This is a genomic window from Psychrobacter sp. NG254 (assembly GCF_015277735.1).
Taxonomy (GTDB): domain Bacteria; phylum Pseudomonadota; class Gammaproteobacteria; order Pseudomonadales; family Moraxellaceae; genus Psychrobacter.
Window position 1 is genome coordinate 29,045 of sequence record NZ_JADHDA010000002.1, and the last position, 26,594, is coordinate 55,638.

24 protein-coding genes and 1 tRNA gene are annotated in these 26,594 nt (G+C 44.1%); 9 read left to right on the top strand and 16 right to left on the bottom strand.

What is annotated here, in order from left to right:
• The first annotated feature begins 168 nt into the window (after positions 1 to 168).
• The gene (locus tag IP510_RS02775) at positions 169 to 1,506 is read left to right on the top strand and encodes a valine--pyruvate transaminase (protein WP_194363288.1); all 1,338 of its coding nucleotides are present in this window, start codon (positions 169 to 171) and stop codon (positions 1,504 to 1,506) included.
• A gap of 52 nt (positions 1,507 to 1,558) precedes the next feature.
• Here the strand turns inward: IP510_RS02775 and IP510_RS02780 are convergent, their stop codons facing one another.
• The 3 genes from IP510_RS02780 to hisB all read right to left on the bottom strand — a co-directional run bounded on the left by IP510_RS02780 (position 1,559) and on the right by hisB (position 3,525).
• On the bottom strand, positions 1,559 to 1,948 hold the full coding sequence (locus IP510_RS02780) for a hypothetical protein (protein ID WP_194363289.1): 390 nt from the start codon (positions 1,946 to 1,948) through the stop codon (positions 1,559 to 1,561).
• A gap of 285 nt (positions 1,949 to 2,233) precedes the next feature.
• Complete coding sequence (gene hisH / locus IP510_RS02785; protein WP_194363290.1) at positions 2,234 to 2,878, bottom strand: imidazole glycerol phosphate synthase subunit HisH; 645 nt, start codon at positions 2,876 to 2,878, stop codon at positions 2,234 to 2,236.
• Positions 2,878 to 3,525: an imidazoleglycerol-phosphate dehydratase HisB gene (gene hisB / locus IP510_RS02790; protein WP_110922184.1), complete on the bottom strand. Its 648-nt coding sequence runs from the start codon at positions 3,523 to 3,525 to the stop codon at positions 2,878 to 2,880. The genes hisH and hisB overlap by 1 nt, the downstream gene beginning before the upstream one ends.
• Positions 3,526 to 3,892: 367 nt before the next feature.
• Here hisB and IP510_RS02795 point away from each other — a divergent pair, with 367 nt between their 5' ends.
• Together IP510_RS02795 and IP510_RS02800 are read left to right on the top strand one after the other, a co-directional pair.
• Positions 3,893 to 4,315, top strand: coding sequence for a hypothetical protein (locus IP510_RS02795; protein ID WP_194363291.1), 423 nt, complete (start codon positions 3,893 to 3,895; stop codon positions 4,313 to 4,315).
• A gap of 122 nt (positions 4,316 to 4,437) precedes the next feature.
• A tRNA-Phe gene (locus IP510_RS02800) sits at positions 4,438 to 4,513 on the top strand.
• A gap of 152 nt (positions 4,514 to 4,665) precedes the next feature.
• On the opposite strand, the gene IP510_RS02805 is transcribed toward IP510_RS02800, so the two are convergent.
• Positions 4,666 to 5,007: a hypothetical protein gene (locus IP510_RS02805; RefSeq protein WP_194363292.1), complete on the bottom strand. Its 342-nt coding sequence runs from the start codon at positions 5,005 to 5,007 to the stop codon at positions 4,666 to 4,668.
• A 114-nt stretch (positions 5,008 to 5,121) separates the two neighbouring features.
• Here IP510_RS02805 and IP510_RS02810 point away from each other — a divergent pair, with 114 nt between their 5' ends.
• Positions 5,122 to 5,622 carry a DUF4385 domain-containing protein gene (locus tag IP510_RS02810; protein ID WP_194363293.1) on the top strand — a complete coding sequence of 167 codons (501 nt, stop codon included), beginning with the start codon at positions 5,122 to 5,124 and terminating at the stop codon, positions 5,620 to 5,622.
• A 137-nt stretch (positions 5,623 to 5,759) separates the two neighbouring features.
• The gene (locus IP510_RS02815) at positions 5,760 to 6,443 is read left to right on the top strand and encodes a phosphoglycolate phosphatase (protein ID WP_194363294.1); all 684 of its coding nucleotides are present in this window, start codon (positions 5,760 to 5,762) and stop codon (positions 6,441 to 6,443) included.
• Positions 6,444 to 6,535: 92 nt separating this feature from the next.
• On the opposite strand, the gene IP510_RS02820 is transcribed toward IP510_RS02815, so the two are convergent.
• Positions 6,536 to 8,110 carry a YifB family Mg chelatase-like AAA ATPase gene (locus IP510_RS02820; RefSeq protein WP_194363295.1) on the bottom strand — a complete coding sequence of 525 codons (1,575 nt, stop codon included), beginning with the start codon at positions 8,108 to 8,110 and terminating at the stop codon, positions 6,536 to 6,538.
• Positions 8,111 to 8,509: 399 nt separating this feature from the next.
• On the opposite strand from IP510_RS02820, the gene hemN reads away from it, so the two are divergent.
• Positions 8,510 to 9,973: an oxygen-independent coproporphyrinogen III oxidase gene (hemN, locus tag IP510_RS02825; protein WP_227669487.1), complete on the top strand. Its 1,464-nt coding sequence runs from the start codon at positions 8,510 to 8,512 to the stop codon at positions 9,971 to 9,973.
• A gap of 107 nt (positions 9,974 to 10,080) precedes the next feature.
• Here the strand turns inward: hemN and IP510_RS02830 are convergent, their stop codons facing one another.
• The 3 genes from IP510_RS02830 to IP510_RS02840 all read right to left on the bottom strand — a co-directional run bounded on the left by IP510_RS02830 (position 10,081) and on the right by IP510_RS02840 (position 12,205).
• On the bottom strand, positions 10,081 to 10,941 hold the full coding sequence (locus IP510_RS02830) for an SPFH domain-containing protein (RefSeq protein WP_194363297.1): 861 nt from the start codon (positions 10,939 to 10,941) through the stop codon (positions 10,081 to 10,083).
• A 15-nt stretch (positions 10,942 to 10,956) separates the two neighbouring features.
• Positions 10,957 to 11,451 carry an NfeD family protein gene (locus IP510_RS02835; RefSeq protein WP_227669441.1) on the bottom strand — a complete coding sequence of 165 codons (495 nt, stop codon included), beginning with the start codon at positions 11,449 to 11,451 and terminating at the stop codon, positions 10,957 to 10,959.
• A 214-nt stretch (positions 11,452 to 11,665) separates the two neighbouring features.
• The gene (locus IP510_RS02840; protein ID WP_194363298.1) at positions 11,666 to 12,205 is read right to left on the bottom strand and encodes a porin family protein; all 540 of its coding nucleotides are present in this window, start codon (positions 12,203 to 12,205) and stop codon (positions 11,666 to 11,668) included.
• Between the two features lie 296 nt (positions 12,206 to 12,501).
• Here IP510_RS02840 and IP510_RS02845 point away from each other — a divergent pair, with 296 nt between their 5' ends.
• Both IP510_RS02845 and IP510_RS02850 read left to right on the top strand, forming a co-directional pair.
• Positions 12,502 to 13,734: an 8-amino-7-oxononanoate synthase gene (locus tag IP510_RS02845; protein ID WP_265087554.1), complete on the top strand. Its 1,233-nt coding sequence runs from the start codon at positions 12,502 to 12,504 to the stop codon at positions 13,732 to 13,734.
• Positions 13,735 to 13,850: 116 nt separating this feature from the next.
• Positions 13,851 to 14,660, top strand: coding sequence for a methyltransferase domain-containing protein (locus tag IP510_RS02850; protein WP_194363299.1), 810 nt, complete (start codon positions 13,851 to 13,853; stop codon positions 14,658 to 14,660).
• A gap of 319 nt (positions 14,661 to 14,979) precedes the next feature.
• Here the strand turns inward: IP510_RS02850 and dnaK are convergent, their stop codons facing one another.
• Both dnaK and grpE read right to left on the bottom strand, forming a co-directional pair.
• Entirely contained in the window at positions 14,980 to 16,920 is a 1,941-nt protein-coding gene (dnaK, locus tag IP510_RS02855; RefSeq protein ID WP_194363300.1) for a molecular chaperone DnaK, read from the bottom strand.
• Positions 16,921 to 17,104: 184 nt separating this feature from the next.
• Positions 17,105 to 17,704 carry a nucleotide exchange factor GrpE gene (grpE, locus tag IP510_RS02860; protein ID WP_194363301.1) on the bottom strand — a complete coding sequence of 200 codons (600 nt, stop codon included), beginning with the start codon at positions 17,702 to 17,704 and terminating at the stop codon, positions 17,105 to 17,107.
• Positions 17,705 to 18,156: 452 nt separating this feature from the next.
• Here grpE and IP510_RS02865 point away from each other — a divergent pair, with 452 nt between their 5' ends.
• Positions 18,157 to 19,551, top strand: coding sequence for an alpha/beta hydrolase (locus tag IP510_RS02865; RefSeq protein WP_194363302.1), 1,395 nt, complete (start codon positions 18,157 to 18,159; stop codon positions 19,549 to 19,551).
• Positions 19,552 to 19,596: 45 nt separating this feature from the next.
• Here IP510_RS02865 and IP510_RS02870 read toward each other — a convergent pair whose 3' ends face one another.
• From IP510_RS02870 to IP510_RS02895, 6 genes are all read right to left on the bottom strand, one after another.
• A complete protein-coding gene (locus tag IP510_RS02870; RefSeq protein ID WP_194363303.1) occupies positions 19,597 to 20,730 on the bottom strand; it encodes a metallophosphoesterase in 1,134 nt (377 codons plus the stop codon).
• Positions 20,731 to 20,864: 134 nt separating this feature from the next.
• Complete coding sequence (locus IP510_RS02875) at positions 20,865 to 21,938, bottom strand: metallophosphoesterase (RefSeq protein WP_194363304.1); 1,074 nt, start codon at positions 21,936 to 21,938, stop codon at positions 20,865 to 20,867.
• Between the two features lie 168 nt (positions 21,939 to 22,106).
• Positions 22,107 to 23,060, bottom strand: coding sequence for a TIGR01777 family oxidoreductase (locus IP510_RS02880; RefSeq protein ID WP_194363305.1), 954 nt, complete (start codon positions 23,058 to 23,060; stop codon positions 22,107 to 22,109).
• 140 nt (positions 23,061 to 23,200) lie between these two features.
• Positions 23,201 to 23,839: an L-threonylcarbamoyladenylate synthase gene (locus IP510_RS02885; RefSeq protein ID WP_194363306.1), complete on the bottom strand. Its 639-nt coding sequence runs from the start codon at positions 23,837 to 23,839 to the stop codon at positions 23,201 to 23,203.
• 170 nt (positions 23,840 to 24,009) lie between these two features.
• Positions 24,010 to 25,263 carry a DNA-processing protein DprA gene (gene dprA, locus IP510_RS02890; protein WP_194363307.1) on the bottom strand — a complete coding sequence of 418 codons (1,254 nt, stop codon included), beginning with the start codon at positions 25,261 to 25,263 and terminating at the stop codon, positions 24,010 to 24,012.
• Positions 25,264 to 25,321: 58 nt separating this feature from the next.
• Positions 25,322 to 26,419: a LysM peptidoglycan-binding domain-containing protein gene (locus IP510_RS02895; protein WP_227669442.1), complete on the bottom strand. Its 1,098-nt coding sequence runs from the start codon at positions 26,417 to 26,419 to the stop codon at positions 25,322 to 25,324.
• Positions 26,420 to 26,594: the final 175 nt, after the last annotated feature.

The following is a 26,594-nucleotide window of genomic DNA, read 5'->3' on the forward strand; positions in this document are numbered from 1 at the left end:
TAGAAGGCGTTTTTTGCTTCGTAGGGCGTATAGCCATATAAACCAATATCAGCCATGTAGTTTGCTTATTTATTGGGGGGATTACCTAGCCCTCATTTGCTATACTAGCCTAACTTTTATCAATCAAATCCCTTCTTACAACATCCTCCAAAACAGCATGGTAGTCTTATGAAATTCTCAAAGTTCGGTCAAAAATTCACCCAACCCACTGGCATCTCACAATTGATGGACGATCTTGGCGATGCGCTAAAAAGCGATCAGCCCGTCAACATGCTGGGCGGTGGTAATCCTGCCAAAATTGATGCGGTCAATGAGCTATTTCTAGAGACTTATAAGGCGCTAGGCACTGATAACGATGCAGGCGTGCCCAATAGTAGCGCGATTATTAGCATGGCGAATTACTCTAATCCACAAGGTGATTCGGCCTTTATCGATGCGTTGGTTGGCTTCTTTAACCGTCATTATGATTGGAATCTCACCTCAGAAAATATCGCCCTGACCAATGGCTCACAGAATGCGTTTTTCTATCTGTTTAATCTGTTTGGCGGCGCTTTCGCTGATGAAAGCAATCAAGATAAAACAAGCGAATCTATCGACAAATCCATTCTACTGCCATTGACCCCTGAATATATCGGCTATAGCGACGTGCATGTCGAAGGTCAGCATTTCGCAGCGGTATTGCCACATATCGATGAAGTGACTCATGACGGCGCGGAAGGTTTCTTTAAATATCGTGTCGATTTTGACGCATTAGAGAACTTGCCAGCGCTGATCGAGGGCCGTATTGGCGCGATTTGCTGCTCACGCCCGACCAACCCGACGGGCAACGTACTGACGGATGAAGAAATGGCGCATTTGGCCGAGATTGCCAAGCGTTATGACATACCGCTTATCATCGATAATGCCTACGGTATGCCCTTCCCTAACATCATCTATTCAGACGCGCATTTGACGTGGGATGACAATACGATTCTGTGCTTTAGCCTGTCTAAAATTGGCCTGCCCGGTATGCGTACGGGTATTATCGTGGCCGATGCCAAAGTGATCGAAGCGGTCAGCGCGATGAATGCGGTAGTGAATCTAGCCCCAACACGCTTTGGTGCAGCGATTGCCACGCCACTGGTAGAGAATGACCGTATCAAGCAGTTAGCTGATAATGAGATCAAGCCGTTTTATCAAAAGCAGGCGACCCTTGCCGTGAAGCTGTTAAAAGAAGCCTTGGGTGATTATCCATTGATGATTCATAAGCCTGAAGGCGCGATTTTCTTATGGTTATGGTTTAAAGACTTACCGATTAGCACGCTTGAGCTATACGAACGTCTCAAAGAAAAAGGCACGCTTATTGTGCCAAGCGAATACTTCTTCCCCGGTGTCGATGTTAGCGATTATCAACACGCACATGAATGTATTCGTATGAGTATCGCGGCTGACGAGCAGACGCTGACCGATGGTATTAGAGTGATTGGTGAAGTGGTACGTGAGTTGTATGATGAAGCTAAAAAATAAGATTAGCTGCTAGAATCAAAATTCAAATAGTAAAACGAAAAAAACGGACTGATTAATAGTCCGTTTTTTTATGTCGCTTGGTCAGTGAGGCAGGCTTACTGGTTGGATGAAATATCTTGGTCCATTTATTCAACGCATATAGCACATAAGACAGCATGCAGGTATTAATCAAATCACGGATACTGGCGGTCAGCTGTTCACGGCTTAAACCCGTTAGGCCTAGCGATTCAATCGTCTCTCGATTGTCCAAATACTCACCCAACAATGCAATGCTGGTTACGGCGATTAGAGCGACAAACGATCTAAGATTTTGGCTCCTGATGATAGGGCGTAGTACCATGAGGCACAGCAGGTAGACACCGATGCCAACATAGATATGTAGCGCATCTTTGGCAAGGCCCGTTGTTTCAACAACATTCATTTTAAAGGCAGTAAAATCCACTGAGATATTCCAAATATAAGCGAGCAGAGAACCACTGAGCGTATCACTATAGCCATCCCACTATAAAAGTATACAGCGTTAACCTCGCTTGAAGTATCACATATACATCTACACTCGGTTGCCTTGTACTACTTTTAAATTGAATCGACTATAAACAATATGACTAAAAAGTGGTGGCTAAAAATTGACAGCTGATAATAAAATCTGAGAACAAAAAAGGCAGATTATACAATGGATAATCTGCCTTCTGCTAAATTAAACATTCAATTCACGTTTATCGTCTAGTTATACATTCCAGTCGACGAAGTTCTTTAACAGCTGCAAACCAGCGGTGTGGCTCTTTTCTGGATGGAACTGGGTCGCAAATAAGTTGTCTTGGATAACACTGGCACAAAACGGCTGACCATAATCACAAATAGCAACCACTTGTGCGCTATCGGCAGGCTCGCAGTAATAGCTGTGCACAAAGTAAAAATGCGCGTTGTCTTCGATACCTGTCCACAGTGGATGGTCAAAGTCCATACCACTGATGGTATTCCAGCCCATATGTGGTACTTTGATCGTAGCGCCTTGCTGGTCTTTCCACGTAGGGTCAAATGCTTCTACACTGCCCTTTAAGATACCAAGACAATCTGTACCACCATTTTCCGCTGACTGCTCAAACAACGCCTGCATACCCACACAAATGGCCATAACGGGCTTATTAAATATAGCCTGACGTATGACCTCATCAATCCCAGCATCTTGCATGCCAGCGATACAATCACGCATGGCACCGACACCGGGGAAGACGATCTTGTCTGCCGCAGCAACGACTTTGGGGTCATTGGTGATAGAGACTTCTGCCCCGACCACTGACAACGCTTTGCTGGCGGAATGCAAATTACCCATACCATAATCTAGTAGTGCAATTTTGGTCACTTTAGCCATTAAAATGCCTCTTTGGTCGATGGCAATGTATTTAACGCACGCTCGTCATATTCACAAGCCATGCGCAGGGCGCGAGCAAAAGCCTTGAAGGTTGATTCGATTTGGTGATGGCTGTTTTTGCCTTTGAGATTATCCAAATGCACGGTCATCCATGAGTGATTGACGAAGCCGTAGAAAAACTCACTGAACAAATCAACATCAAAACCGCCCACGTGCGAGCGGGTAAACGGAATGTCCATGTGTAAACCAGGACGACCTGATAGATCGACAACGGCGCGAGTCAACGACTCATCGAGTGGTGCATAAAAATGCCCATAACGACGGATACCTTTTTTGTCGCCCAATGCTTTATTGAACGCTTGTCCCAAGGTGATACCGGTGTCTTCGACGCTATGGTGATCATCGATAAAGGTATCGCCTGTGCACTTGATATCCAAGTCAAATAAACCGTGACGCTTGATTTGATCAATCATATGATCCAAAAACGGTACACCAGTGTCTACAGTGCCTTGACCAGTACCATCAAGGTTGACAGTGCACTTCACTTGCGTCTCTGCAGTGATACGCTCAACCGTGGCGATACGCGCTGGACGACCATGTAGGTTCGGGTTCTGTGATGGGTTTTGCTCAGTTGCATTGGCTGTCATGGCTACTCTCTATCAGTTTTTTATCAGTGAAAAGCGGTCAATAAGATAGGACGAAAACACGCCCGAGTCTTTAAATAAGTGAATATCGCAACATTTAAAAAATCTATCAATGTTTACGTATGATACGAATAATATTACTGTCTACACGCCTCAAGCGTTGTCTGTCTTCATCATAGCAAAACCTAACATTTACTGCTATGTCCAAGCCGTAAACCACGCACAAATTTACGTCATTCTGCTAAAATAGTGCGTTCAGTATTATCAATCATGACGCACGCTAATGCTATAACATGACCATTTGCGACACCACACTCTATGACATTATGATGTCTCACATCATAGAAACCCTCTGTTTATAGGAACTGCTATGCCTTTAGAAGCGATCGCCATCAATAGTTTGGATGCACCACTGATTAAAAAACCTGCACGCGAAAACGAGCTAGCAGAACGCCTGCAGGCTTTATATGACAGCGATGATACTCAGCCCAGTGGTGCCGATGTGTTAAGTCTCGTTGAGCAAGGATTTAAGCGTGGACAGTATCTCTATGTCGGTATGTTCAATGACAAGCCTATCGCTGCAGTTGCCTGCTTTGATGATGGGCAGACCAATGCTAAGCGCTTACAATACCTGACCGTACATGCGCAAAATCGCGGCCGAGCCATTGATGCCAAGTTTATTAAACTGGTCTATGATGCCGAAGTGAAGAAAGGCGTACGTGAGTTTGTGCCTGTGGATACGGATATTCATCGTATTATGAGCGAGTACGAACTACTGCGTGTCAAAGACTAAACTGACAACTAGAATGTTTAATTTTGCCCATATCTGACTATTTATCGTCTTTTATCAGATATAATGCAAAAACTGCTTGACAGCAGTGCGTATATTTAGTTTAATAGCGCCTCAACGAAGACGGCTCGATAGCTCAGTCGGTAGAGCAACGGATTGAAAATCCGTGTGTCGGCAGTTCGAACCTGCCTCGAGCCACCATTTCGTTTAAGAATTCTAAAAAGCCCCGAACATTTATGTTTGGGGCTTTTTTTATGCTTAGATAACATGCTCAGATGTATATGAAATACTTCAAGCAAGATTAACGCAGTAATATTTTTATAGTGGATTGACTATAAGCGCTTTCTTACTTATCACAAACGCTTTCTTAATAATAACTCACAACGCTCACGCGAGTCCAAATCATAAACCGTCGCACGGTAATCAATACCATGACGTCCTTCAAAAAATATAACCCGATCGCCCACTGCTAAGAAGCAAGATTTACGAGCATCATAAATAAACCCATCAATCACAAATGCCAAATCACGATCTATCTCGCGTACCGTGTATGTCTCCCCTTTTGGAATCAAACCCTCAAACCAAGCGCTATGAGCTGCAGTCGTAGTCAACACGCTTGTCAGTATGGCCAATGCTATGAGTACATTTTTTAATGATGTCATGATGCCTGAGTAATTGACAATGGTTTTATTCATGATAATTGGTTTCCTGATAGTCACAGCTGAACAACATTTATAGGCTGTTTTTTCAACAGTTCGGCTCAGTATACTAGGGCGTGTTAAATATCGATATGCTTAGCAGGTAACGTTATGAGAGAGTTTGATTACGACTTAGACTACAAAAACCTAGACTTGCGCGCGCAGCCCGAGCTGTATCGTGTTGGCCGTGGTGAGCAGGGTGTACTACTCGTAGAGCCCTACAAATCAGAAATACTACCCCACTGGCGCTTTGCCGATCCTGACATTGCGACCGAGAGTAGTGATACTATTTATCAGATGTTCTTAGATTACTTGGCTGACGATGACTTTGTCGGTGCGGATATGGCACGCAAATTTATTCAAATGGGCTATACCCGTGCCCGCCGCTATGCCAATCATAAAGGTGGAAAAAAATATAAAGGTGCCGTACCCGATGATAAAAAAGGTCAAAGCGGTGCGCATGGGCGTGAAGAGTTACCACGGCAAATCGAAGACCCTATCAAAGCAGAATCTGCACGCATATTTAAACAAAAATGGGACGAGTGTCGTAAAAACGAAGATTATCTAAGAATGAAAAAAGAGCATCGCGAACGCTATAAAGATGTCGAATGATTGCTTCTGTTCATTAGAGTCTGTTGAACATTGAGTAAGGGAACTCTTTAGCCTTGAAACACGATTATGCTAAGGTATGACACAAAGCGCGATGCAACCCATATAACAAATATAACTGTTTCAAATAGCGAGGAATAATGGATAAGCAACTTTTGATTTTTGATTTCGACGGAACACTCATTGATAGTGTGCCTGATTTGGCCGATGCGACTAACGCTATGCTAACCACGCTGGGCAAAGAGACCTACCCTATCGAGATGATACGTAACTGGATAGGCAATGGTTCAAGATTATTGGTCGAGCGCGCGCTAGTGGGTAAGGTAGAAGTGTTAGAAAATGAGTTAACGGTCGAGGAAGCCAATCACGCAGAGCAAATATTTTTTGAGGCTTATAAAAATCTCAGTGGCAGCAAAACCGTCGCTTACCCAGATGTCGATAGCGGACTAAAGAAACTGAAGAATGCAGGTTATACACTGGCGTTAGTGACCAATAAACCCATTCGTTTTGTACCAAAAATCTTACAATCCTTTGGCTGGCAAGACTTATTCAGTGAAGTGTTAGGCGGTGATAGCCTCTCGACCAAAAAACCTGATCCTGCACCGCTATTGCATGTCTGTAAAGTATTAAACGTTTCTCCAGAACAAGCCATTATGATTGGTGATTCTAGAAACGACATCTTAGCTGGACAAAATGCCAATATGGACACGCTTGGATTGTCTTATGGCTATAACTACGGGCAAGATATTCGTGAGTTGAATCCGACCGAAGCATTTGATGGTTTCGCTGATTTGGTGACTTGGATTATGAGAGACAAGGCTTAACCCATACTTCATCTCTCATGCGTCATATTTTATGCATCATCTCTACAGTATTGTAATAAGGTAGTGGCGTTCACTGACTTAGATAAGTACGATTATTTGCTACGATAACTGAGTGCCTCGGATACATGGACACTCGTTATATCTACACTATCAGCAAGGTCTGCGATAGTACGCGCCACTCGCAATACTCGATGGTAGCCACGCGCGGATAAATTCAGACGCTGCTGAGCGAGTTGTAATAGCTGCTGCTCGCTCTCTCCTAGTTGGATATATTTATCAATCTCGCTAGGGCTCAGCTCATTATTGACCTTTTGCTGTCGCTGCATCTGATGCTTATGAGCAGCAATAACTCGAACACGTACTTGTTCAGAGGTCTCACCTGCTTGGGCATTTTGCAAGTCAGCAATGGGTAAAGCAGGCACAGTGATATGCAAATCAATACGATCTAATAGTGGTCCTGACAGCTTGTCTTGATAGCGTTTGATTTGCTCGGGCCGACAGCGGCAACGCCCTGATGTATCGCCATCATAACCACATGGACAGGGATTCATGGCAGCGACCAATTGAAAATTTGCAGGAAAGGTCATCTGTGAATTGGCACGGCTAATGGTGATTTGCTTGGCTTCCAATGGCTGACGCAACACCTCTAACACCGTACGATCAAACTCTGGCAATTCATCAAGGAACAATACGCCTTTATTGGCAAGGGTAATCTCACCAGGTTTCGGACGTGAACCGCCACCGACCAACGCCACGGCTGATATCGTATGATGAACTTGTCTGAAAGGACGTGTGCCATAGTCGTAATCGCTGTCTGCGACTGAATACGTACTGGCTACTTCTAACGCATCTTCATCACTAAGATCAGGCAAAATAGTCGGTAGACGCGATGCCATCAATGTCTTGCCTGAACCGGGCGGCCCTGTAAATAATATCGAGTGACCACCTGCCGCCGCAATCTCTAATGCACGCCGTGCATGATGCTGACCTTTGACATCTGCCAAGTCCACTTGATAACCCACATGCTGCGGTGCCGGACTGGGGGTAACAACTGCCAAACTCTCATTGGATATGCTTGGATTCGCTAGCGACTGTAGATGGTCGCAAACGGCTTTGAGACTTTGCGCACCTAACACCTCTACTCCCTCGACACGGCTGGCTTCTGCCCCATTATCCATTGGCACGATTAATTTGACTGGTGTTACTGCTTCTACTGCCTGCTGTTCATCTAGTCGTCGCTCATTACTATTCGATGACGTCACAGCCAATTGCTCCGCTTTAATTGCTCGTGCCACTGCCAGACTACCCGTCACTTGCCGCAGATTTCCGTTTAGCGCCAATTCACCGATGAACTCAAACCCTGATAGCACTTCTGGATCGAGCTGATCACTGGCTGCCAAAATACCGATAGCAATCGGTAAATCTAGCCTTGCGCCATCTTTGGGTAAATCCGCAGGTGCTAGGTTAATAGTGAGGCGGCGATTGGGAAACTGAAATCCAGAATTCAATATCGCAGAACGGACTCTGTCTTTGCTCTCACGTACCGCAGCTTCTGGTAGACCGACAATGGTCAATGCAGGCAGACCTTGCGACAAGTGCACCTCAATAATAACCTTGGGTGCGTGCAGACCGACGACTGAACGGGTATAGACTTGAGCAAACGACATGAGTGTTTCCTATAGAGAGGCTCTCTCGATAATAGAGGATTACACATAGGTACGCAAATGTCGTGTTTTGAATCATGAGCGCCAATACTTAATGAGCCAGCTATTATCTAATGATACCTGTACGTTTTATCCAAAAGACCTAGTCATTCACCCCACTATTAACAAGGATTTGTTATACTAGCCACTGTCTATTTAGACATAAATATTGCTAGAAAGGTGGTCATAAACGAACGGTTTCAATTACTACCTTTGAACCACATAAACCCTAGCAATATATATGGTCAAAACGAGGAATATCGCATGACAGAACATTCAGAACAAAACAATTCTAACAGTGCTGACCATATCGAGCAGCCTTATAATCGTGCAGGAGAGCAACCGACCACGACACGTCCTGTCATGCAGCCAGACAACCCTTATACCAGTACGCGTGGCAGTATTACGAGCAAACACCTACCTGCATTTGATGAAGCGATTGTCAATAAATACAATCATTCTGGGCCACGATATACTTCTTATCCCACGGCTTTAGAGTTCGCGCCAATCACTGACAGTCTTGAGACCAAAATCCTGCAAAACCGTGAAGCACGTGCACCACTGTCTCTATATTTTCATATTCCTTTCTGTCGTCATCTTTGCTACTACTGTGCTTGCAATAAGATCATCACCAAAAAAAATAGCGACTCAGGTGACTATTTGCAGTATTTAATCGCTGAGATTAAGCTTAAGCGTCGCTTATTATCTGTGCCAGAAGGCAGTAGCAAACCGTTGGTCAAGCAGCTACATTTGGGCGGTGGTACACCCACATTTTTGCGTGACGAAGAAATGGTTCAGCTGTGGGAGTTTTTGCAGACGCAGTTTGAATTTTTGCCCGAAGATGAAGGCGATTACTCTATTGAGATTGACCCACGCGAGCTAAGTGAAGATACGCTAAAAGTATTGCGTAATCTTGGCTTTAATCGTATTAGCTTGGGCGTGCAAGATTTAGATGAGACCGTACAAATCGCTGTCAATCGTGTGCATTCCGCAGAATTGATTGAGAACGTCCTCAATGAAGCACGCGAACTCGGCTTTCACTCTATTAACATCGACTTGATTTATGGTCTGCCGCATCAAACGCCTGATACCTTTAACCAAACGGTACAGCGCATCATTGAGATGTCACCAGATCGTCTGTCGGTATTTAACTACGCGCACCTGCCTGAGCGCTTTAAGGCGCAACGTCAGATCAAAGATGAAGACCTACCCAATCCAGCAGCGAAGCTTACGATGCTTGGCAATACTATCAATATGCTGAGCGACGCGGGCTATCAATATATCGGTATTGACCATTTCGCCAAGCCTGATGATGAACTCGCTATCGCACAGCGCGAGGGCAAATTACATCGTAACTTTCAGGGTTATACCATCATGGGTGACTGTGATTTATTAGGATTCGGGGTCTCATCCATCAGTCAAATCGCCAATGCCAGTACCCGCTATATATTGCAGAATGATACGGATCTGCAAGCCTATCAAGCCAATATTGATATGGCAAAAATCAATCCTACTGTCATGCCAGCGGTAAAAGTCATCAAGACATCAATCAAAGATCGTCTGCGTGAATACGTGATTATGAAGTTGCTCTGTCACGACTATGTTGATTTTAAAGACGTAAACCAGAAATTCGGTATCGATGCGATTACCTACTTCATCGATGAAATAGCACAGCTCGGCGCCATGCAAGACGATAAGCTCATTGATATGGATGCCGCTGGTATTCGTGTCTTACCAAGAGGTCGATTGCTTGGTCGTAATGTCGCTATGGTGTTTGATGAGTATCTTGAGAAAAAACACAAGAATCGTTTTTCGAAAGTGATTTAAAACAGCTTTAAGAAGCAATGTTAAAAAATAACGTTAAAAAGTAACGGTGAATTTATGGCACAAAAAAGACCTCAATAGAGGTCTTTTTTTATCTGAAATAATAGTTACTACACTTTTAACTTATCACCCACCATACCTTTTACGGTGCTTAAAATATCAGCAGGTAACACCACCATTTTTGAGTTATCAGATTCAGCCAGTTCACGGATTGCCTTGATATACTGCTCACCAAGCAAATAAACAATCGGCATCTCTTCCGTGCCCATCGCATTGGTGATCAAACGAATCGACTCTTCAGAGCCTCTCGCTAGCACTACCTGCGCTTCAGCATCACGGCGTGAGGCCTCTAGACGCCCATCGGCTTCTAGGATAGCCGCTTGCTTTTGACCATCAGCACGGGTCACTGTGGCACGGCGCAGACGCTCTGCCGCCGCCTGCTCTTCCATTGACGCTTGCATGGTTTGCGATGGGTTAATATCTTGAATCTCTACCGTCTTTAGGGTGATGCCCCAATCAGCGATATCTTCTGAGATTGCATGCTTTAGCTTCATCTTGATTTCGTCGCGACTCGACAAGGCACTATCTAGATCCATTTCACCGATGATTGAGCGCAAAGACGTCTGCACTAGATTGCGAATACCATATTCATAATCCTCGATGCCGTATACCGCTTTGTCAGGACGCACGATATTAATATAAGCCACGGCATTGGCGATAATCACCACGTTGTCTCGAGTGATGACTTCTTGTGATGGAATATCAAGCACGATGTCTTTGGTGGTGACTTTATAAGCCACATCATCGACATAAGGAATAATCAGGTTTAACCCCGGCTCCAGCGTTTGACTATATTTTCCCAGTCGCTGCACGACCCATTTATAACCTTGCGGTACGATACGCACGCCTTTGAACACGGTTAATACCACCAGTGCAATCAATACGATCATTACGATACTAAAGCTTTCCATAACTCATCCCTATTATTATACCTGCATATTTTTATGCATCGCTGCCTGCGATTTCATACTGCTCACAATCAGCTCGTTGCCAACTATATCGGTCACGACCACTCTATCACCGACTGCCACTTGCTCCCCTCTCGTCCGGCACACCCACTCAGCAGCGCCGACGATAGGCACGCTAAACCTGACCATACCTGCTCGATCCAATTGTGGCGGCTCGATAATCATACCAACCTCGCCGACGATCACACTACCACCAAGCCCAGCTTTGGTACGATCGACTGATAACGGCTTGATAAATTTGAACCATGCCAGCAAGAATATGGCAGAGAGTACTAGCCAAATAATGACTTGGGCAACGATAGAGATTGGCAATAACCACGAAAGCGCAGCAACGATGATGGCAGCTGCACCAAACCATAGGCTTGCAAACGTGGGTACAAACATCTCAACGATTAGCAGTACAAATCCTAATACCAGCCAATGCCAAGGTTCAATCATCCAAAGTATCTCCATCGCACCTATCCCTCTTGTCTGTGAGATTCTAGCTTTTAATGTAGCACATTTTCAAAGATAACAATGCTTTAACGGTAATGATATATTAGCCATTAGGTATTGATGGGCGATTGGCATAAAAGCTTTATCGTAAATTTTAGACAAAAAAAACGACCACTTAAAGTGATCGTTTCTTTGTTATAGCTGTTTAGCTAAAAGCTTGTTTTCTAATAAATTAGAATTTTAGCTGTGCGCCAACAGTCATAAGATCTGCGTCGCTACCTAGCATGTCATATTCAGCTTCAACACTGAAGTCAGAGTTTACTGCATAGCCAAGACCTACACCACCAGCGATGTTAGTGTCGTCGTCTGAGAAGTCAGAAGCACCAGCAAAGTTAGTGTTGTTAGCTTCTACTTCAGTTTTTGCAACACCTAGCTTACCTTTTGCATATAAGCCGCTGTTTGGAAATGCATAGCGATAAGTACCGTAAGCGCCATATGTTTTAGCATCGATGTCGCCGCCTCTATAGTCAGCATCATCTGAACCAACATATTCGACTTCCATACCAAAGTTAGGATCGAAGTTATAACCAGCATAAACACCATATGCAGTTGGCTCATCAGCGCCATCAACATCTAAATCGAATTGACCGACTTTAGCGCCGACATATGGCTGACCAGTATAACCACTGCCATAATTAACGGCAGCTTGCGCGCTCACTGTTAGTAAAGAACCAGTTGCTAGTGCTAGTAGAGTTTTCTGTAAAGTTTTCATAATGAGCTCCTTGAGTTACTTTTTGACAAACAAGTTATTTATTTATATGGGCTTTTTGACCCTATCGTCTTGTCTGCTAACGATGGATACATAGTAACAAACTATTTCAGAAACACTGTCTGTGTTTGGCGGTAGCCAAGTTAAGATTTGAAAGCGTTTATCAGTGTGAACGTTACAAAGGGCGAGATATGAAACTTTCTGTTACATCTCTAGGTTTTGTGTAATACTCCCTACTCATTACGCTGCCTATCTACCTGCTCCACTGCTTAGATAAATAATAAAAAGGACAATTTTTTATGCCTATGCCTATTCATAAGCGTCTCCAAACTGAGATTATGCAATTAAAAGATAAGCAGCAATATCGCAAATTACCAAAAATCGAACATAAAGGGCGTTATGTCATCAGTGATAGCAAAACTCTATTAAACATCGCCAGTAATGACTATCTTGGATTGGGTAGCGCTCCTGAACTCCAGACTGAGTTTTTCAATCAACTAGGGCAGTTGACCGAAGATAATCTACCAAAGATGAGTGCTACTTCATCACGGCTGCTCACTGGCAACGACGTCCAGCTCGATGCCTTAGAAACTGAATTGCAAAGCTGGTATCAAAATGTAGCAGACAAACAGGTGCTATCGACAGCGAAATCGGTACTTGTCTTTAATAGTGGTTATCATGCCAATATTGGACTCTTACCTGCTCTCACGTCACTACCCATCCACACGCTTATTTTGGCGGACAAACTAGTTCATGCCAGTATTATCGATGGACTTCGCTTGATTCAGAATAAGCTAGTGACCTATCGCCGTTATCGTCACAATGATTACGAGCAGCTGGCTCGACTGATTGAACAAGCCGACTCTACCATTGAACGCATCATTGTCGTTACCGAAAGCGTGTTTAGTATGGATGGGGATCGTGCTGATTTGCCTAAACTGGTCGCATTAAAAGCCAAAGATGCCCGTATCGAGCTGTATGTCGATGAGGCGCATGCCATTGGTGTACTGGGTGACACAGGACTCGGATTGGCAGAAGAAACTCATACATTGGCTGAGATTGATTATTTGGTTGGGACGTTTGGCAAGGCATTTGCTTCAATGGGTGCGTATATCATGTGTGATGATGTCGTCAAACAGTGGTTAATAAACACCATGCGACCGCTCATTTATAGCACGGCACTACCACCGATCAATCACGCATGGACGCGATTTATTTTGGCCAAAATGCCCACATTGACCAACGAACGTGCGCATCTCGCTCATTTATCCATCAAGGTCAGTCAAGCGATACAACAGCGACATTCTACATCGTCAAACATTCAAGACATTGTTTATGCCTCGCCTATCGTGCCCTATATATTAGGGGATAATGCAGACGCCCTTGCCAAAGCAGCGCAATTTCAAGCAGCAGGATTTTACGCTTTGCCCATTAGGCCACCCACCGTGCCTATGAATACTGCCCGTATTCGATTGGTAATGAATGCTCAGTTGACTGACGAGGACTGTGAACGTCTTATTCAGCAGCTATAGTATTTAGTCTCGAGTTTTATATCTCACTCAGCAGCAAGCGCTTATGCATCAGCTTTCATTAATCAGTCAATCATACTATCAATTGAAATTCGGCCTATTTGGATGCCATAAATATTATGAAAACGCGTACCACATCCTCGAGCCTCACCTCCAGAAAACAAACCATCGCTCAACATTTTGCCAATGCAAACGACTATGATCAACATGCCAGTATTCAGCGGCAAGTCTGTCAGACTTTACTCAGTAGCATTGCTGATACTAAGCAAAATAGCATATTAGAAGTGGGTGCAGGGACAGGTCAGTTAACTCGATTAATGGCGATGCAGATAGATAGCTCACAGTGGACTATCAATGAGTTGTGCGCAAAGCAAGCCCCTACATTACAGGCTATTTTGCCACCTGCGACTATCAGGATTGGTGATGCTGAGACCATGGACTTAGGAGAAAATCATAGTTTAATCATCAGTGCCAATGCCATACAGTGGTTTGATAATCCGCTTAGCTTTGTGGCGCAATCAGCGCAGCGGTTACAATCAAGAGGTCAGCTACTCTTTAGTACCTTTACGCCAGATAATTTTTTGCAAATTAAGGCACTGACCGGTCAAGGTCTCAACTATCCAGATATCGATAAGTGGCAATGCGCATTGGTTGATGCAGGTTTTGAGAATATCGAACTCTCAACTCAGCGCTTTGATTTGCTGTTCCCTACCCCTTACGCTATCCTAAAACACATGAAGCTCACTGGCGTATCGACCAATCAGACACAAGTACAATCAAATAATACCCAGACCTTTATATGGACAAAATCGCGTCTACAGCAGTTTGAATCAGACTACTGGCAACACTTCTCAATGCAAGATGAGGAAGGACAGCCTTGTGTCAACTTAACGTATGAGGTGCTGACAGTGAGTTCCTTTAAACCTTAATCACGTAACTTATATAGTCGGTGAAATACTCAACCGCTATGGCGCTACCCTCCTTAGATGTACTACTTGTACAATCTGCAGTCGGCTGCCTTGTACCCTTTTAGAGTTCTTTGACTATAGTAGAAGTAATGACAACTCGTAGAAATATTAGCCACAAAAAAACGCACCCCGAAAGATGCGTTTTTTAATTCAACTACTTATCGATTTGTATCGACTATACCATTTTCAAAAACTTGAGTAGCAAGGAAAACGAGCGTAAGTACTACATTAAGTAGACTAAGCGAGTTTGACGCAGCTAATCGCGTTTTTGGATTTGGTATTATTTTTTGTCTTCGTCTACTTCAGTGAACTCAGCATCAACGACGTCGTCATCAGCTTGGTTGCTACCTGCATCGTCAGCACCTTGTTGGAACTGGCTTGGATCCATACCTTCTGCGCCAGCGCCTGCATCAGCATAAATCTTTTGGCTGACTGGCAAGAATGCATTGTCTAATGCTTCAAGCTTAGCTTTGATTTCGTCATGGTCATCTTCTTTCGCCGCAGTTTCAAGCTCAGTGATGGCCGTTTCTACTGATGATTTTTCTTCATCAGTGACTTTATCTTCGGCTTCTTTCAATGCTTTTTGTACCGCATGGATACGACCATCTGCTTCGTTACGAACTTGCGCTAGGTTAGCGAATTTCTCATCTTCAGCAGCATTGGCTTCTGCATCACGAACCATTTGTTCGACTTCTTCGTCCGACAAACCAGAATCCGCTTTGATTTGGATACTTTGTGCTTTACCAGTACCTTTGTCTGTCGCAGAGATGTTCATGATACCATCAGCATTGATGTCAAAAGATACTTCGATTTGCGGTAGGCCACGTGGTGCTGGTGGAATGTCCGTCAAGTCAAAACGACCAAGCTGTTTGTTTTGGTTAGCAATTTTACGCTCACCTTGATATACCTGAATCGTTACTGCTGGTTGGTTGTCTTCAGCCGTTGAGAATACCTGTGATTTCTTGGTAGGAATCATGGTGTTTTTCTCAATAACTGGCGTCATCACACCGCCCATCGTTTCGATACCTAGGGTCAATGGCGTCACATCAAGTAGCAATACGTCAGTCTTTTCACCAGATAATACGGCACCTTGAATCGCAGCCCCTGCAGCTACTGCTTCGTCAGGGTTCACGTCTTTACGTGGCTCTTGACCAAAGAATGCTTGTACGTTTTGCTGTACTAGTGGCATACGAGTCTGACCACCAACTAGGATAACGTCATCGATATCGCCAATTTTTAGGCCTGCATCTTCAAGCGCAATCTTACAAGGACCCATGGTACGTTGGACCAATTCTTCAGTTAGGCTCTCAAGTTTTGAGCGGCTGATGGTGACGACCAAATGCTTAGGACCACTGCTATCAGCAGTGATATACGGCAAGTTCACTTCAGTACTTTGCGCGCTTGATAGTTCGATTTTCGCTTTTTCTGCGGCTTCTTTTAGACGCTGCATCGCAAGAGAATCACCTTTTAGGTTGACGTCTTGGTCTTTTTTGAATTCAGCAACTAAGAAGTCAATCAACGCTGAGTCAAAGTCTTCACCACCTAGGAAAGTATCACCGTTGGTTGCTAGTACTTCAAACTGCTGCTCGCCATCTACGTCAGCGATTTCGATGATTGAGATATCGAATGTACCACCGCCCAAATCATATACAGCAACAGTGCTATCGCCTTGCTTTTTGTCCATGCCATAAGCAAGAGCAGCAGCAGTTGGCTCGTTGATGATACGTTTTACATCTAGACCAGCGATTTTACCAGCATCTTTGGTTGCTTGACGCTGTGAGTCATTGAAGTAAGCAGGTACAGTTACAACTGCTTCAGTCACGCTCTCACCAAGATAGTCTTCTGCTGTTTTTTTCATTTTTTTCAAGATTTCAGCAGAAACCTGTGGTGGTGCAAGCTTTTTACCGTTGATTTCTACCCATGCATCGCCGTTGTCTGCTTTAGCGATTTTATAAGGCACCATACCGATGTCTTTTTGCACGACTTTGTCATCAAAACGACGACCGATCAAACGCTTAATCGCAAACAAAGTATTGTTTGGGTTGGTTACCGCTTGACGCTTGGCTGACTGACCAACAAGGATTTCGTCATCCTTATAAGCGACGATTGATGGTGTGGTACGAGTACCTTCAGCATTTTCGATGACTTTGACTTTGTCGCCTTCCATTACTGCTACACACGAGTTAGTCGTACCTAAATCAATACCAATTACTTTACCCATAATCAATTGCTCCTAATTTATTGTCAATATAAATACTTATCTATCCAGACCATAGTCGGTCACTTGTTGCTATATATCGGTTTGCCTGTTGGTTTTTTCAAGGCAATCATCACGCAAAAACTGTGTTTCATGTGATTTTTTGTGAAAAACCTTTATATTAGTAAGGTTTAGCCCAAAAAAAATATTATTGACCCACACGTACCATAGCAGGACGTAGTAGACGACCATTCAAGCTATAGCCTTTTTGCAACACGGTGCCTACAGTATCAGCGGCAGCTTCTGGATCAATACCAACCGCTTCATGGAAGTCAGCGTTGAATTTTTCGCCTTGTGGATCGACCACTTCTACGCCATTTTTGGTCAATACCGCAACCAATGCTTTGTGCGTGAGTTGCACGCCTTCAGCGACAGGATCGTTGGCATCCGCGTTTTCCATGGCTCGCTCTAAGTTATCGACGATGTCTAATAACTCTTTAGCAAATTTCTGTAGTGCGAACTTTTTGCTCTTATCCGCTTCTTGCTCCATGCGTTTTTGCGCATTATAGGCTTCGGCGTTAGCACGAGCCGTGCCTTCTTTGGCTTGTTTTACTTCGCCTTCTAATTCAGCAATACGAGCTGTAAACGTATCGAGATTGATTTCGTTTTCAATAATAGCTGCTTCACCTGAGTTGTTCTGTGGATCAAACTCTTTCATGGTTTCTTCTAAGATACTGTCACTGTGCTCAATGTTGTCATGTACCACGTTTTGGTCAACAGATTCAGGGTTCGGGGTTTGCTCGCTCATGATAGCTCCTTGGAATGTCAATAATAGAGAGTGATTTTAGACACCGCAGATCAGCCAAGGGCTAGTCTTACTGTGTCTTCATTCAATGTTTAACGGTTCTTACTGATTGTTTTTATTAATACGCTTCAATAGCTGCTTGATAAAGGTGATGGGTATAAATTTCAAGCCTAAAACCAAGGATTTTTTCGCATTTACGACAAATATGCTCACAACACTGTCTATAACATCCGCACAGTATTTTCTTGTTGTGTCAATGGATCTCAATATTCGCTAACAAAAGGTACAAAAAAACGTCAATTAATCTAAATACTTTACTATTACTATCCACGGTATTACCAAATAACACCCCGCTTTACGCACTACTACCTTATTATTTCTACAAATATTATTACTTACATTAAAGTGTACGTTGATGTAACAACAAGCACTTAAAAACCGTCCTGAGAGATGTTATGTCTAATTCAACAGTATCATCAATCAATACCCTACTTAACAAAACATTGATGGCGCTGCATTTGGCGTCGAACGATGAGACAAGTAGCGAAACAACAGAAAGTAATGTTCAGGAAAAGCGTCTGAGCGTTAAAGAGAAAATGCTCAGCTACAACCCAATGACAAACTACCAACCACATACTTTGCATTACGCAATGAAAAGCCTTGGTTATCTGCCAACACCGATACTAGAGAGTTTGATTGCCTATCTAAAGGGACCACATTCAAAGCAGTACTTACATGCCAATGCTCATCTGCGTTTGATCCTTGCTGTCAACAGTCATCTCAAAACACCACTAGAGCTTACGCCGATGCATGAGCTGCGTGAGCGTTTTACCGCAGATGCAGTGGCGATGCAGGCACCGAGAGTATGGCAGCAAGCTGGCTGCCATATGTTAAGTAACATCAAACCCTTTACAAAGAGAGGCGAAAAATCTGTCCATTGGGAAGATAAAACCATAGCCAATGCCGATGATGGCGAGATGACGGTTCGCTGCTATCAAGCAAGAATCAATAAAATTGGCTCTAGAAAAGGACGCGCTCATAATCCTGATGAAACCGTCATGTTGTTCTTTCATGGTGGTGGGTTTTGTATCGGTGATGTCGACACGCATCATGAGTTCTGTCATGCAGTTTGTGAGCAGACTGGTTGGCCAGTGGTCAGTGTGGATTATCGCTTGGCGCCTGAATATCCTGCTCCCACTGCACTCAGAGACTGTATTACCGCTTATGCTTGGCTCACTGAGCATTGCCATACACTAGGCGCGTTACCATCGCGTATCGTCCTCGCAGGTGATAGTGCGGGTGGTGGTCTGTCCACGTTGATGGCGCAGCAGCTATCTGCCCCTTCAAAATCAGCTTGGCTAGATTTAGGCGTAGAAGGCCAAAAAATGTTTGATTTGTTGAACGAGCTACCAGCACCACTAGCACAAATGCCCCTTTATCCAGTCACTGATATTGAAACTGATTATCCAAGCTGGGAATTATATGGCGAAGGTTTACTATTGGATCATGCGGATGTGGCTGTATTCGGTGCTGCTTGTCTAAAAGACAGCCCTCTACCACGCCAGCATATCCTCAATGCCCCTATGCTTGGCGACAACAGTCAAGTATGCCCTACTTATATTGTTGCCGCTGAACTGGATGTATTGCGTGACGAGGCATTCGCTTATGCCAAACAATTAACAGGATACGGGATTTTCGTTGAGACGCAGACGATACTGGGTGCACCGCATGGTTTTATTCATTTTATGAGCGTGCATCAAGGTCTGGGTCAAGAAACTAAAGATATCATCAATGGTTTTGGCGGCTTCGTGCGTGAAGTCATTAATACAAGATCGCAGCTCGTGGCATAGTTAATCATTACTACTTTCTACTACCTATCCACTATCAGTTACCAACTAATCTTTCTGACCAGAAACGGTAATTAACCAAATCTCTGAGCGTGAACCCAATCGGAACGGAATACCCCAAAAGCCGTAACCTGATGACACAACGAAGTGCCCTTTGCCGATTGCTTCGTAGCCATAGCCTAGCCGATTGATAGCGTTTACGATAAAGTTAGCAGGGAAAACCTGCCCATTGTGGGTATGCCCAGAGACTTGTAAATCAATAGGCAACTGGCTATGCTCAACGATATCGCTCGGCCTATGATCTAACAATATCACAGGCACTGCGGTATCTATGCCTGCCAATAATTCAGTAGTCGCGACTCGCTGCCGTTTATGATTGTCAAAACGTCCAACGATCCAAATAGACTGCCCAGCGTGCTCGATACACACTGCCTCATCATTGAGTAATTGCACACCTGCATCACGAAGCGCATGACTGATCGGTTGCTCATGGCCGTACAAATCATGATTCCCTAGTGTCGCATAGACGCCGTAAGGCACATTATCACACAGCTCTGCCAAATTATTTTGCATATTATAATCAGCAAAGGCCTCTGTATTATCATCCATGATGTCTCCTGGCATCAGCAATATATCTGCCTCAGAATACGTCATCATGCGACTCAATCTATCTATCGCCCCACTGCCAAATAATCGCCCAATATGTAAATCACTGGCAACAGCGATACGAAGCGGTTTTGCTAAAGGCTTGTCAAGGTTGATAGACAGTTTGCGAATGACAGGTACATAGGCGCTGTATAGTGCGTACACAAACAATCCAGCAAATAACACTAGCGCTAGCATGCGTAGTCCAACACCTATCACATACGAGTCATGTAAAGGGATATTTATCAATGAGATTGCCAGCCAGTATCCACCATAAAGTAGACTGGTGAAAAACGCCGTTAGTAGCATAAAATGCATGACCAACATCCAGCCACTGATCCAGCGATAACTGTTAGCAAATGCTCTTTTGACACTCAGAAGTAGCAAGCCATTAGTCACGGTAAACACACTAATCCATACGATTGATATCGGCATCACTGAGAACCACGGCGCTAACCACCACTGTAAACTCAAGACCGTACCGGCACTAAACAACTGCAATAATAAAAAAATTGTGATGAAAAATGCGTAACGCATGAAGTGTCCTTGGACATGATAAATTTGGAACAACTGACGTTAAGAAAAAGAGAGACAAAGGAAGTAACAGTAAGCGAAAACGATTACTTTTGAATGTATTACAAAATTTTAGTAGTAGACACAGCCAATACAATCTATGAAGTAGACTGCAACTTAATAATCCAAATCTCTGAGCGCGTACCTAATCTAAAAGGCACCGCACCAAAGCCATAACCTGAAGTGACCAAAAACTCAGTACCGCCCAGTTGCTTAGCACCGTACACCAACGGCTGCAACCAGTGTATCAGAATGGTCATCGGAAATATTTGCCCGCCATGGGTATGCCCAGACAGATGCAAGTCTACTGGTAAAGCACTTACTTCATTCATAGCAGCTGGGCTGTGTTCCAAAAATATAACTGGCTTATTTGTATCAACTTGAGTGAGTAACTTTGCCGCCTTTGGGCGCATAGGGTCGGTCTCATCTGATCGACCTACCAACCACACTGAGTCATCAAGCAGGACACTTTTATTATCAATGACATTTATACCTGCATCAGTCACAGCCTTCGCAATTTCCACCTGATTTCCTGAATAATCATGATTACCCAAGACGGCATAAACGCCAAGCGGCGCGTGCAGTTTTGATAGAGACTCATGCATGTTGTTTTTATCATAATAATAAGTCGTATCGTTCATGATATCACCTGCCAGCATCACCACATCGGGATGTTGCAACGCAATCAGACTAGCAAGTTTATTCAGTTTTCGATTACCAAACCATCTGCCCAGATGGGTATCAGACGCTAAAGCAATGGTCATCGGTTTATCAAGCGGCTTGTTCGTCGTTACCGTTATGTGGTGTATCACAGGCGAATACGCATTGAATACCGCTAAACTAACAATGCCGATATAAATAACAACCGCTACTACACGTAGGCGCTTAGGAGAAAAAGAGTGTTTAAATAGCTGGTGGTAAATAAGCCGAATAATCGCCACTATCAAAGCAGTATAGACCATAAACCCTTGTAAGATACCAACCACCAAATAAACGTGGAAGCGTTCATACAAGGACTCAGTCAGTCCATATACGAGTACTAGGTTGTTTACTATACAGACAGCGGCTACTAGCGTTACTTTGCCAAAAGTGTGTTTGGGTTTGATAAACCACCAAAGCATGGCACTGGTTATCACCACTAACAGCTGAGTAAAAATAATAAAAGGCCACATAGTCGTATCTATACATATAGGAATAGGTTCATCTTATACGAAATCTATGGCCATCCGCACCAATGACATACTTTTCATAAATAATTCATAGCTCTTAGATACACTGCATCTAGGTGCAGCGTATCTAAGTATCTAAGTGGTTTTTTGTTTCACATGAAACATAAATAGCTATTTTTGAATTTCTAACGCTTGTTTGAGGGTTGGCTGTCTAAACTCATAACCTGCACTCTCTAATGCTTTCGGCAGTACTTTTTGGCCATCAATCAATAATGTAGACATTTCACCAAACATCAGCTTAAGCAAGAATGTTGGCAAGGTAAAAAACGTTGGACGATGTAGCCATGCGCCAAGCGTTTTGGTAAAGGTATGATTGGTCACTGGGTTTGGTGCCGTCAGGTTGTACACGAGTGCTGGTGTATTGTTGGCAGTCTGCAAAGCATTAACACGTTCATCATTCTTGCCAACAAGCTGCTGCTCAATGATAAATATTGTAGCTGCTACCCAGTCTTCACGGCTGATCCAGCTCATGATTTGCTGACCATCAGCCAACTGACCACCGACACCTATTTTGAATGGTGTCAACAGCTTGCCAAGCATGCCGCCCTCAGGATGAATCACCACACCGGTTCGGACGATAGCCACAGGGACGTTATATTGAGTTGCTTTTACGGCCAGCTGCTCCCATTTATTACACAATGTATGGGCGAAATCTGACTCATAATCACTACTTTCGGTTAACGGTTTATCACCTTGCGTACCGTACCACCCAATCGCTGAGCCACTTACGAGTAATTTGGGTTTGATGCTGGTGCGTGCGATGAATGCTAACAGCGACTCAGTCGGCTTGATACGGCTAGCGAGCAACTGCTCTTTGCGCTCATCACTCCAGCGCGCGTCAGCAATGCCTGCACCCGCCAGATTTACAATGACATCAAAGCTCATATCAGACGTCGCAAGCTCTTCATAAGTCATCATGTTAATATTGTCAGGGTGCGCTTGACTGCTATCTCGAGTTAGCCAAGTAACGTTTAGGTCTCTATCAGCCTGTTGATAACGCCTTTGAAGCTCTTTGCTGAACGCACTACCCAAAAACCCTGAGCCACCACTGATTAAAATATTCATGCCCTACTCCCTATGTCTGCTAGCTGTCGTATCTCATATTCAATAAAGTATCGACCTATACAACCATCCTCTTCTTTTTTGACCTATATATCAAAATGACTTTGACATACTTTTGGTAAAGGAATGTGGGAGATTGCGTTTTAACGAATGACTAACCCTGTCGTTGCATCGCGAATTTGACTGGGTGAGGTATAGCCCAAGGTTTTAGCCTGTAAGTAACCAATTTGCTCACCAAAATAAGTATAAGCTGCCTCAAAAGTATTAGCGGGCAGTTGGCCTGATGGATTACAGCTGGTCGAAACTAGCAAGCCAAATGGATTGTGTGCGCTGACTAGTTGCTGGCACAGTTGGCGAATGACAGGATGAGCAATCACTCTGACAGCGATGGTCTGATGCTGACCTGTTACCCAAGTAGGAATAGCAATAGTTAGGGTCTGCGGAACAGGCAGTAGCCATGTCTGTGCTTGCTTGTCGTGTAGGTCATCGTTGGCGCTATCTGTCTGCCAACTCTTGGTAATGGTCGCCCGTTGCTCATCAGTCAAAGCAGATAGCAGAGGCGTTAATCGCTCTACGCTGTCGGTAATGACGATCATCCCTTTGGCTTGCGGGCGCTGTTTGATGTCTAAGATACGCTGGACGGCTACTTCGTCATAGGCATCACAGCCGATACCCCAAACGCTTTCAGTTGGATATGCGAGCAGTTTCCCCTCTTTTAGCCACTGTGCAGCTAGTGTTGGAGAGTCAGTAATAAGCGGGCTAAATTGAGTAGATTGATTCATGGTATGCACAGTTCAGAATAGTAGAAATGAATCATCAATAATATCATGCACAGCAGAATAACTAAGTGGCAGAAGTTTAAATATCTCTAAAATTGGTCTGTTTGTATCTCTAGGCATACACAAGTATGGATACTTATTTTAAAGGTAGAGACTTTAGAGGTAGAGATGGCTTATACGCGCAAATAACGCCCGCCTTGCACACTGATCACGCCCAACAGCTCAAGCTCCATTAGCTGTCCAATCAGTACTGGTGCAGTCAGCTTGGTAGACACCATAAGTGCGTCTAGATCCTGACCGTGCCAATCAAGCTGCTCATAAATACCGCTTAAATGCTCTGGGATAACCGCTGCGCTACGAGGTGACTTGATACTAGAAGATGGCTGCTGATTGGTGGCTGTGCTCGCGACTGGCTCTATGTTTGGCGCATCAGTAGAGCGCGTGATGGTCGTTTTATGGCTATTGAGATTATCTGCGAGACTTGAGGCATTATATGAGCGATGATTATAATCAAGTTGCCCACTAACATCTTCTAGTACTTGCTTTGGGTGATAAATCAAAGTGGCACCTTCACGAATCAGGTGGTGACAGCCTTCAGCATTGTTATTATCAATATGACTTGGAATCGCAAACACTTGCTTGCCTTGCTCAGAGGTTAGACGTGCGGTAATCAGTGAACCACTTTGGATAGTAGCTTCTGTGACAATCGTCGCTAGACTGAGCCCAGCCACCAACCGGTTGCGACGCGGAAATGTATGCTTGTGCGGCTGAGTGTGCGGTAGCAGCTCACTGATAATACAACCACCCTGCTCAATAATCTGGGTAAACAAGTGATCGCGATGATTGGGATAATTAACATCAATACCTGTGCCCATCACGCCAATCGTCCGACCTTGATAGTCAAAATCCGTCTGCGCCAATGCGCCCAAATGAGCCTGCTTATCTACGCCCATCGCCAGACCGCTGGTAATAATATAACCTGCCTGCGCTAAATATTGCGCCATATCAAACGTGATTTTTTGGGCGTGCGCAGTGGGTTTACGGCTACCAACGATCGCAATTTGAGCTTGATGTAGACGCGCACTATTGCCTCGAAAAAATAATAATGGCGGTGGATCATAGATTTGTAAAAGCTGATTAGGATAGTCAGGCTGATCGGCAAATAGTAGACCATAACGTCCATCTACGAGTGCTTGCTGAATTTTTTCGATGTTGGCAGAGGTTTGCTTGGGCTCCTCGTGACGTTTGAGATGAGTATGATGAATACCCATCTGTCGCCAAGCTGACACAGTTGCTTGCCATGCAAACTGTGCATTGCCAAAAGCAGCAATAAGCTTATGATACGCCGTTAATGATGCATTCACCTCATACCACAGCGCCAATATAGCGCGCTGATCATCAGATAAGGAAGAGGTAACTGCCGTCATAGTTATCTGTCTCGTATAGGCGCACGTATCATGGTCATATCAGAGCAGTGCTACTTATTTATAGATAAGGCGGTGGCAATAACTGGTCACCGACATTGAGCGGTAACTCTGAATCTAGCACATAGGCATAACTGATGTGATCGAAACTATTAAACACCATCACCATACCGCTTTTCTCATTTGGCAAGCGTACGGGCATATCATTGTCCTTGGTATCGCGTACCAAAGCACCTTTTTGATAGACGGTCAGTACATCACCTGGCTTGGCGCCTTCTAAGCTACCTAAATTGATGGCCACTACACTACCTTTGGCAGCCGAGCTGATAGAGTCCATCACACGTACGATCATACCGCCACGGCTGACGCTTGCAGGCATTGGATAAAAGACAGGAGGAATAGCGTTATCTAATTCTACGAATACGCGATCCCCTTCACGCACTTCTTTACCATAGCTGTTAGTCAGCTGTAAGCTAGTAACGCCACTGGTCTCAGTAGAAGTCACCAGACCTGTTGCCACTTGCGTGACCTCCAATCCGATAACCTCTTGGGTTTTTGGCTCAACATACAGCTCACCTTCACGGTAAATGCCATAACGCTGACCGACGATAAGCGGCACACCTTTGGCATATATCTTGTCACCACTTGCCGTGATTAAGTTGCCTTTTTTAGAGGCCAATATATAAGGAGTGGTATTAAAATCTTGAGGATTAACAATGAGTGTTTTATCAAGCCAGTGCTGAATAGCAGACCATGGAATAGGTGGAATGCTATTGGCAGTTGAAGTCACTGATACTGTACTAGCAACCACGTTACCTGTTAGCTGCTTTTCAATACCAGCACAGCCCTCGCCCGTATCAACACCTATGAGAGTCTTGCCTTGAATGACGCAGAGAATAAGAATGTCATTGGGATAAATGAGGTTGGGATTTTTGATTTGCTTATTGGTTGCCCAAATTTCTTTCCAGCGCCATGGACTGTCCAAGTAGCGACCCGAGATGTCCCAAAGCGTATCACCTTTTTTGACGGTATAGCGATTAGGTGCATCGGCTTTGATGGTAGGTGGTGGATTGTTAGCGTGGGCTGTGGTCATTAGCATGGCACTGCTAAATGTCGTGATTAACAGTGCTTTTGCTATCTTTTTTAAGCTCATCTTCATTGTTATATCCACAATATGTACCACTGTTTTCGTCACAATACATCGTACTTGATTTATCACTTCTAAAATTTTTACTTGACTAAAGTTCAAGTAAAAATCAACGATATCAGTGATATATCAGAAATTTTTTATGACGCTTATAGGGCAACGGTTCAGTATAATTGGCCAGTAGGAT

What these genes read in the sequence shown, in the direction of transcription:
- IP510_RS02775 (WP_194363288.1), top strand. Translation starts at nt 169, where the DNA reads ATGAAATTCTCAAAGTTCGGTCAAAAATTCACCCAACCCACTGGCATC.
- hisH (WP_194363290.1), bottom strand. Translation starts at nt 2,878, where the DNA reads ATGGCTAAAGTGACCAAAATTGCACTACTAGATTATGGTATGGGTAAT.
- hisB (WP_110922184.1), bottom strand. Translation starts at nt 3,525, where the DNA reads ATGACAGCCAATGCAACTGAGCAAAACCCATCACAGAACCCGAACCTA.
- IP510_RS02795 (WP_194363291.1), top strand. Translation starts at nt 3,893, where the DNA reads ATGCCTTTAGAAGCGATCGCCATCAATAGTTTGGATGCACCACTGATT.
- IP510_RS02805 (WP_194363292.1), bottom strand. Translation starts at nt 5,007, where the DNA reads ATGAATAAAACCATTGTCAATTACTCAGGCATCATGACATCATTAAAA.
- IP510_RS02810 (WP_194363293.1), top strand. Translation starts at nt 5,122, where the DNA reads ATGAGAGAGTTTGATTACGACTTAGACTACAAAAACCTAGACTTGCGC.
- IP510_RS02815 (WP_194363294.1), top strand. Translation starts at nt 5,760, where the DNA reads ATGGATAAGCAACTTTTGATTTTTGATTTCGACGGAACACTCATTGAT.
- IP510_RS02820 (WP_194363295.1), bottom strand. Translation starts at nt 8,110, where the DNA reads ATGTCGTTTGCTCAAGTCTATACCCGTTCAGTCGTCGGTCTGCACGCA.
- hemN (WP_227669487.1), top strand. Translation starts at nt 8,510, where the DNA reads ATGCAGCCAGACAACCCTTATACCAGTACGCGTGGCAGTATTACGAGC.
- IP510_RS02830 (WP_194363297.1), bottom strand. Translation starts at nt 10,941, where the DNA reads ATGGAAAGCTTTAGTATCGTAATGATCGTATTGATTGCACTGGTGGTA.
- IP510_RS02835 (WP_227669441.1), bottom strand. Translation starts at nt 11,451, where the DNA reads ATGGAGATACTTTGGATGATTGAACCTTGGCATTGGCTGGTATTAGGA.
- IP510_RS02840 (WP_194363298.1), bottom strand. Translation starts at nt 12,205, where the DNA reads ATGAAAACTTTACAGAAAACTCTACTAGCACTAGCAACTGGTTCTTTA.
- IP510_RS02845 (WP_265087554.1), top strand. Translation starts at nt 12,502, where the DNA reads ATGCCTATGCCTATTCATAAGCGTCTCCAAACTGAGATTATGCAATTA.
- IP510_RS02850 (WP_194363299.1), top strand. Translation starts at nt 13,851, where the DNA reads ATGAAAACGCGTACCACATCCTCGAGCCTCACCTCCAGAAAACAAACC.
- dnaK (WP_194363300.1), bottom strand. Translation starts at nt 16,920, where the DNA reads ATGGGTAAAGTAATTGGTATTGATTTAGGTACGACTAACTCGTGTGTA.
- grpE (WP_194363301.1), bottom strand. Translation starts at nt 17,704, where the DNA reads ATGAGCGAGCAAACCCCGAACCCTGAATCTGTTGACCAAAACGTGGTA.
- IP510_RS02865 (WP_194363302.1), top strand. Translation starts at nt 18,157, where the DNA reads ATGTCTAATTCAACAGTATCATCAATCAATACCCTACTTAACAAAACA.
- IP510_RS02870 (WP_194363303.1), bottom strand. Translation starts at nt 20,730, where the DNA reads ATGCGTTACGCATTTTTCATCACAATTTTTTTATTATTGCAGTTGTTT.
- IP510_RS02875 (WP_194363304.1), bottom strand. Translation starts at nt 21,938, where the DNA reads ATGTGGCCTTTTATTATTTTTACTCAGCTGTTAGTGGTGATAACCAGT.
- IP510_RS02880 (WP_194363305.1), bottom strand. Translation starts at nt 23,060, where the DNA reads ATGAATATTTTAATCAGTGGTGGCTCAGGGTTTTTGGGTAGTGCGTTC.
- IP510_RS02885 (WP_194363306.1), bottom strand. Translation starts at nt 23,839, where the DNA reads ATGAATCAATCTACTCAATTTAGCCCGCTTATTACTGACTCTCCAACA.
- dprA (WP_194363307.1), bottom strand. Translation starts at nt 25,263, where the DNA reads ATGACGGCAGTTACCTCTTCCTTATCTGATGATCAGCGCGCTATATTG.
- IP510_RS02895 (WP_227669442.1), bottom strand. Translation starts at nt 26,419, where the DNA reads ATGAAGATGAGCTTAAAAAAGATAGCAAAAGCACTGTTAATCACGACA.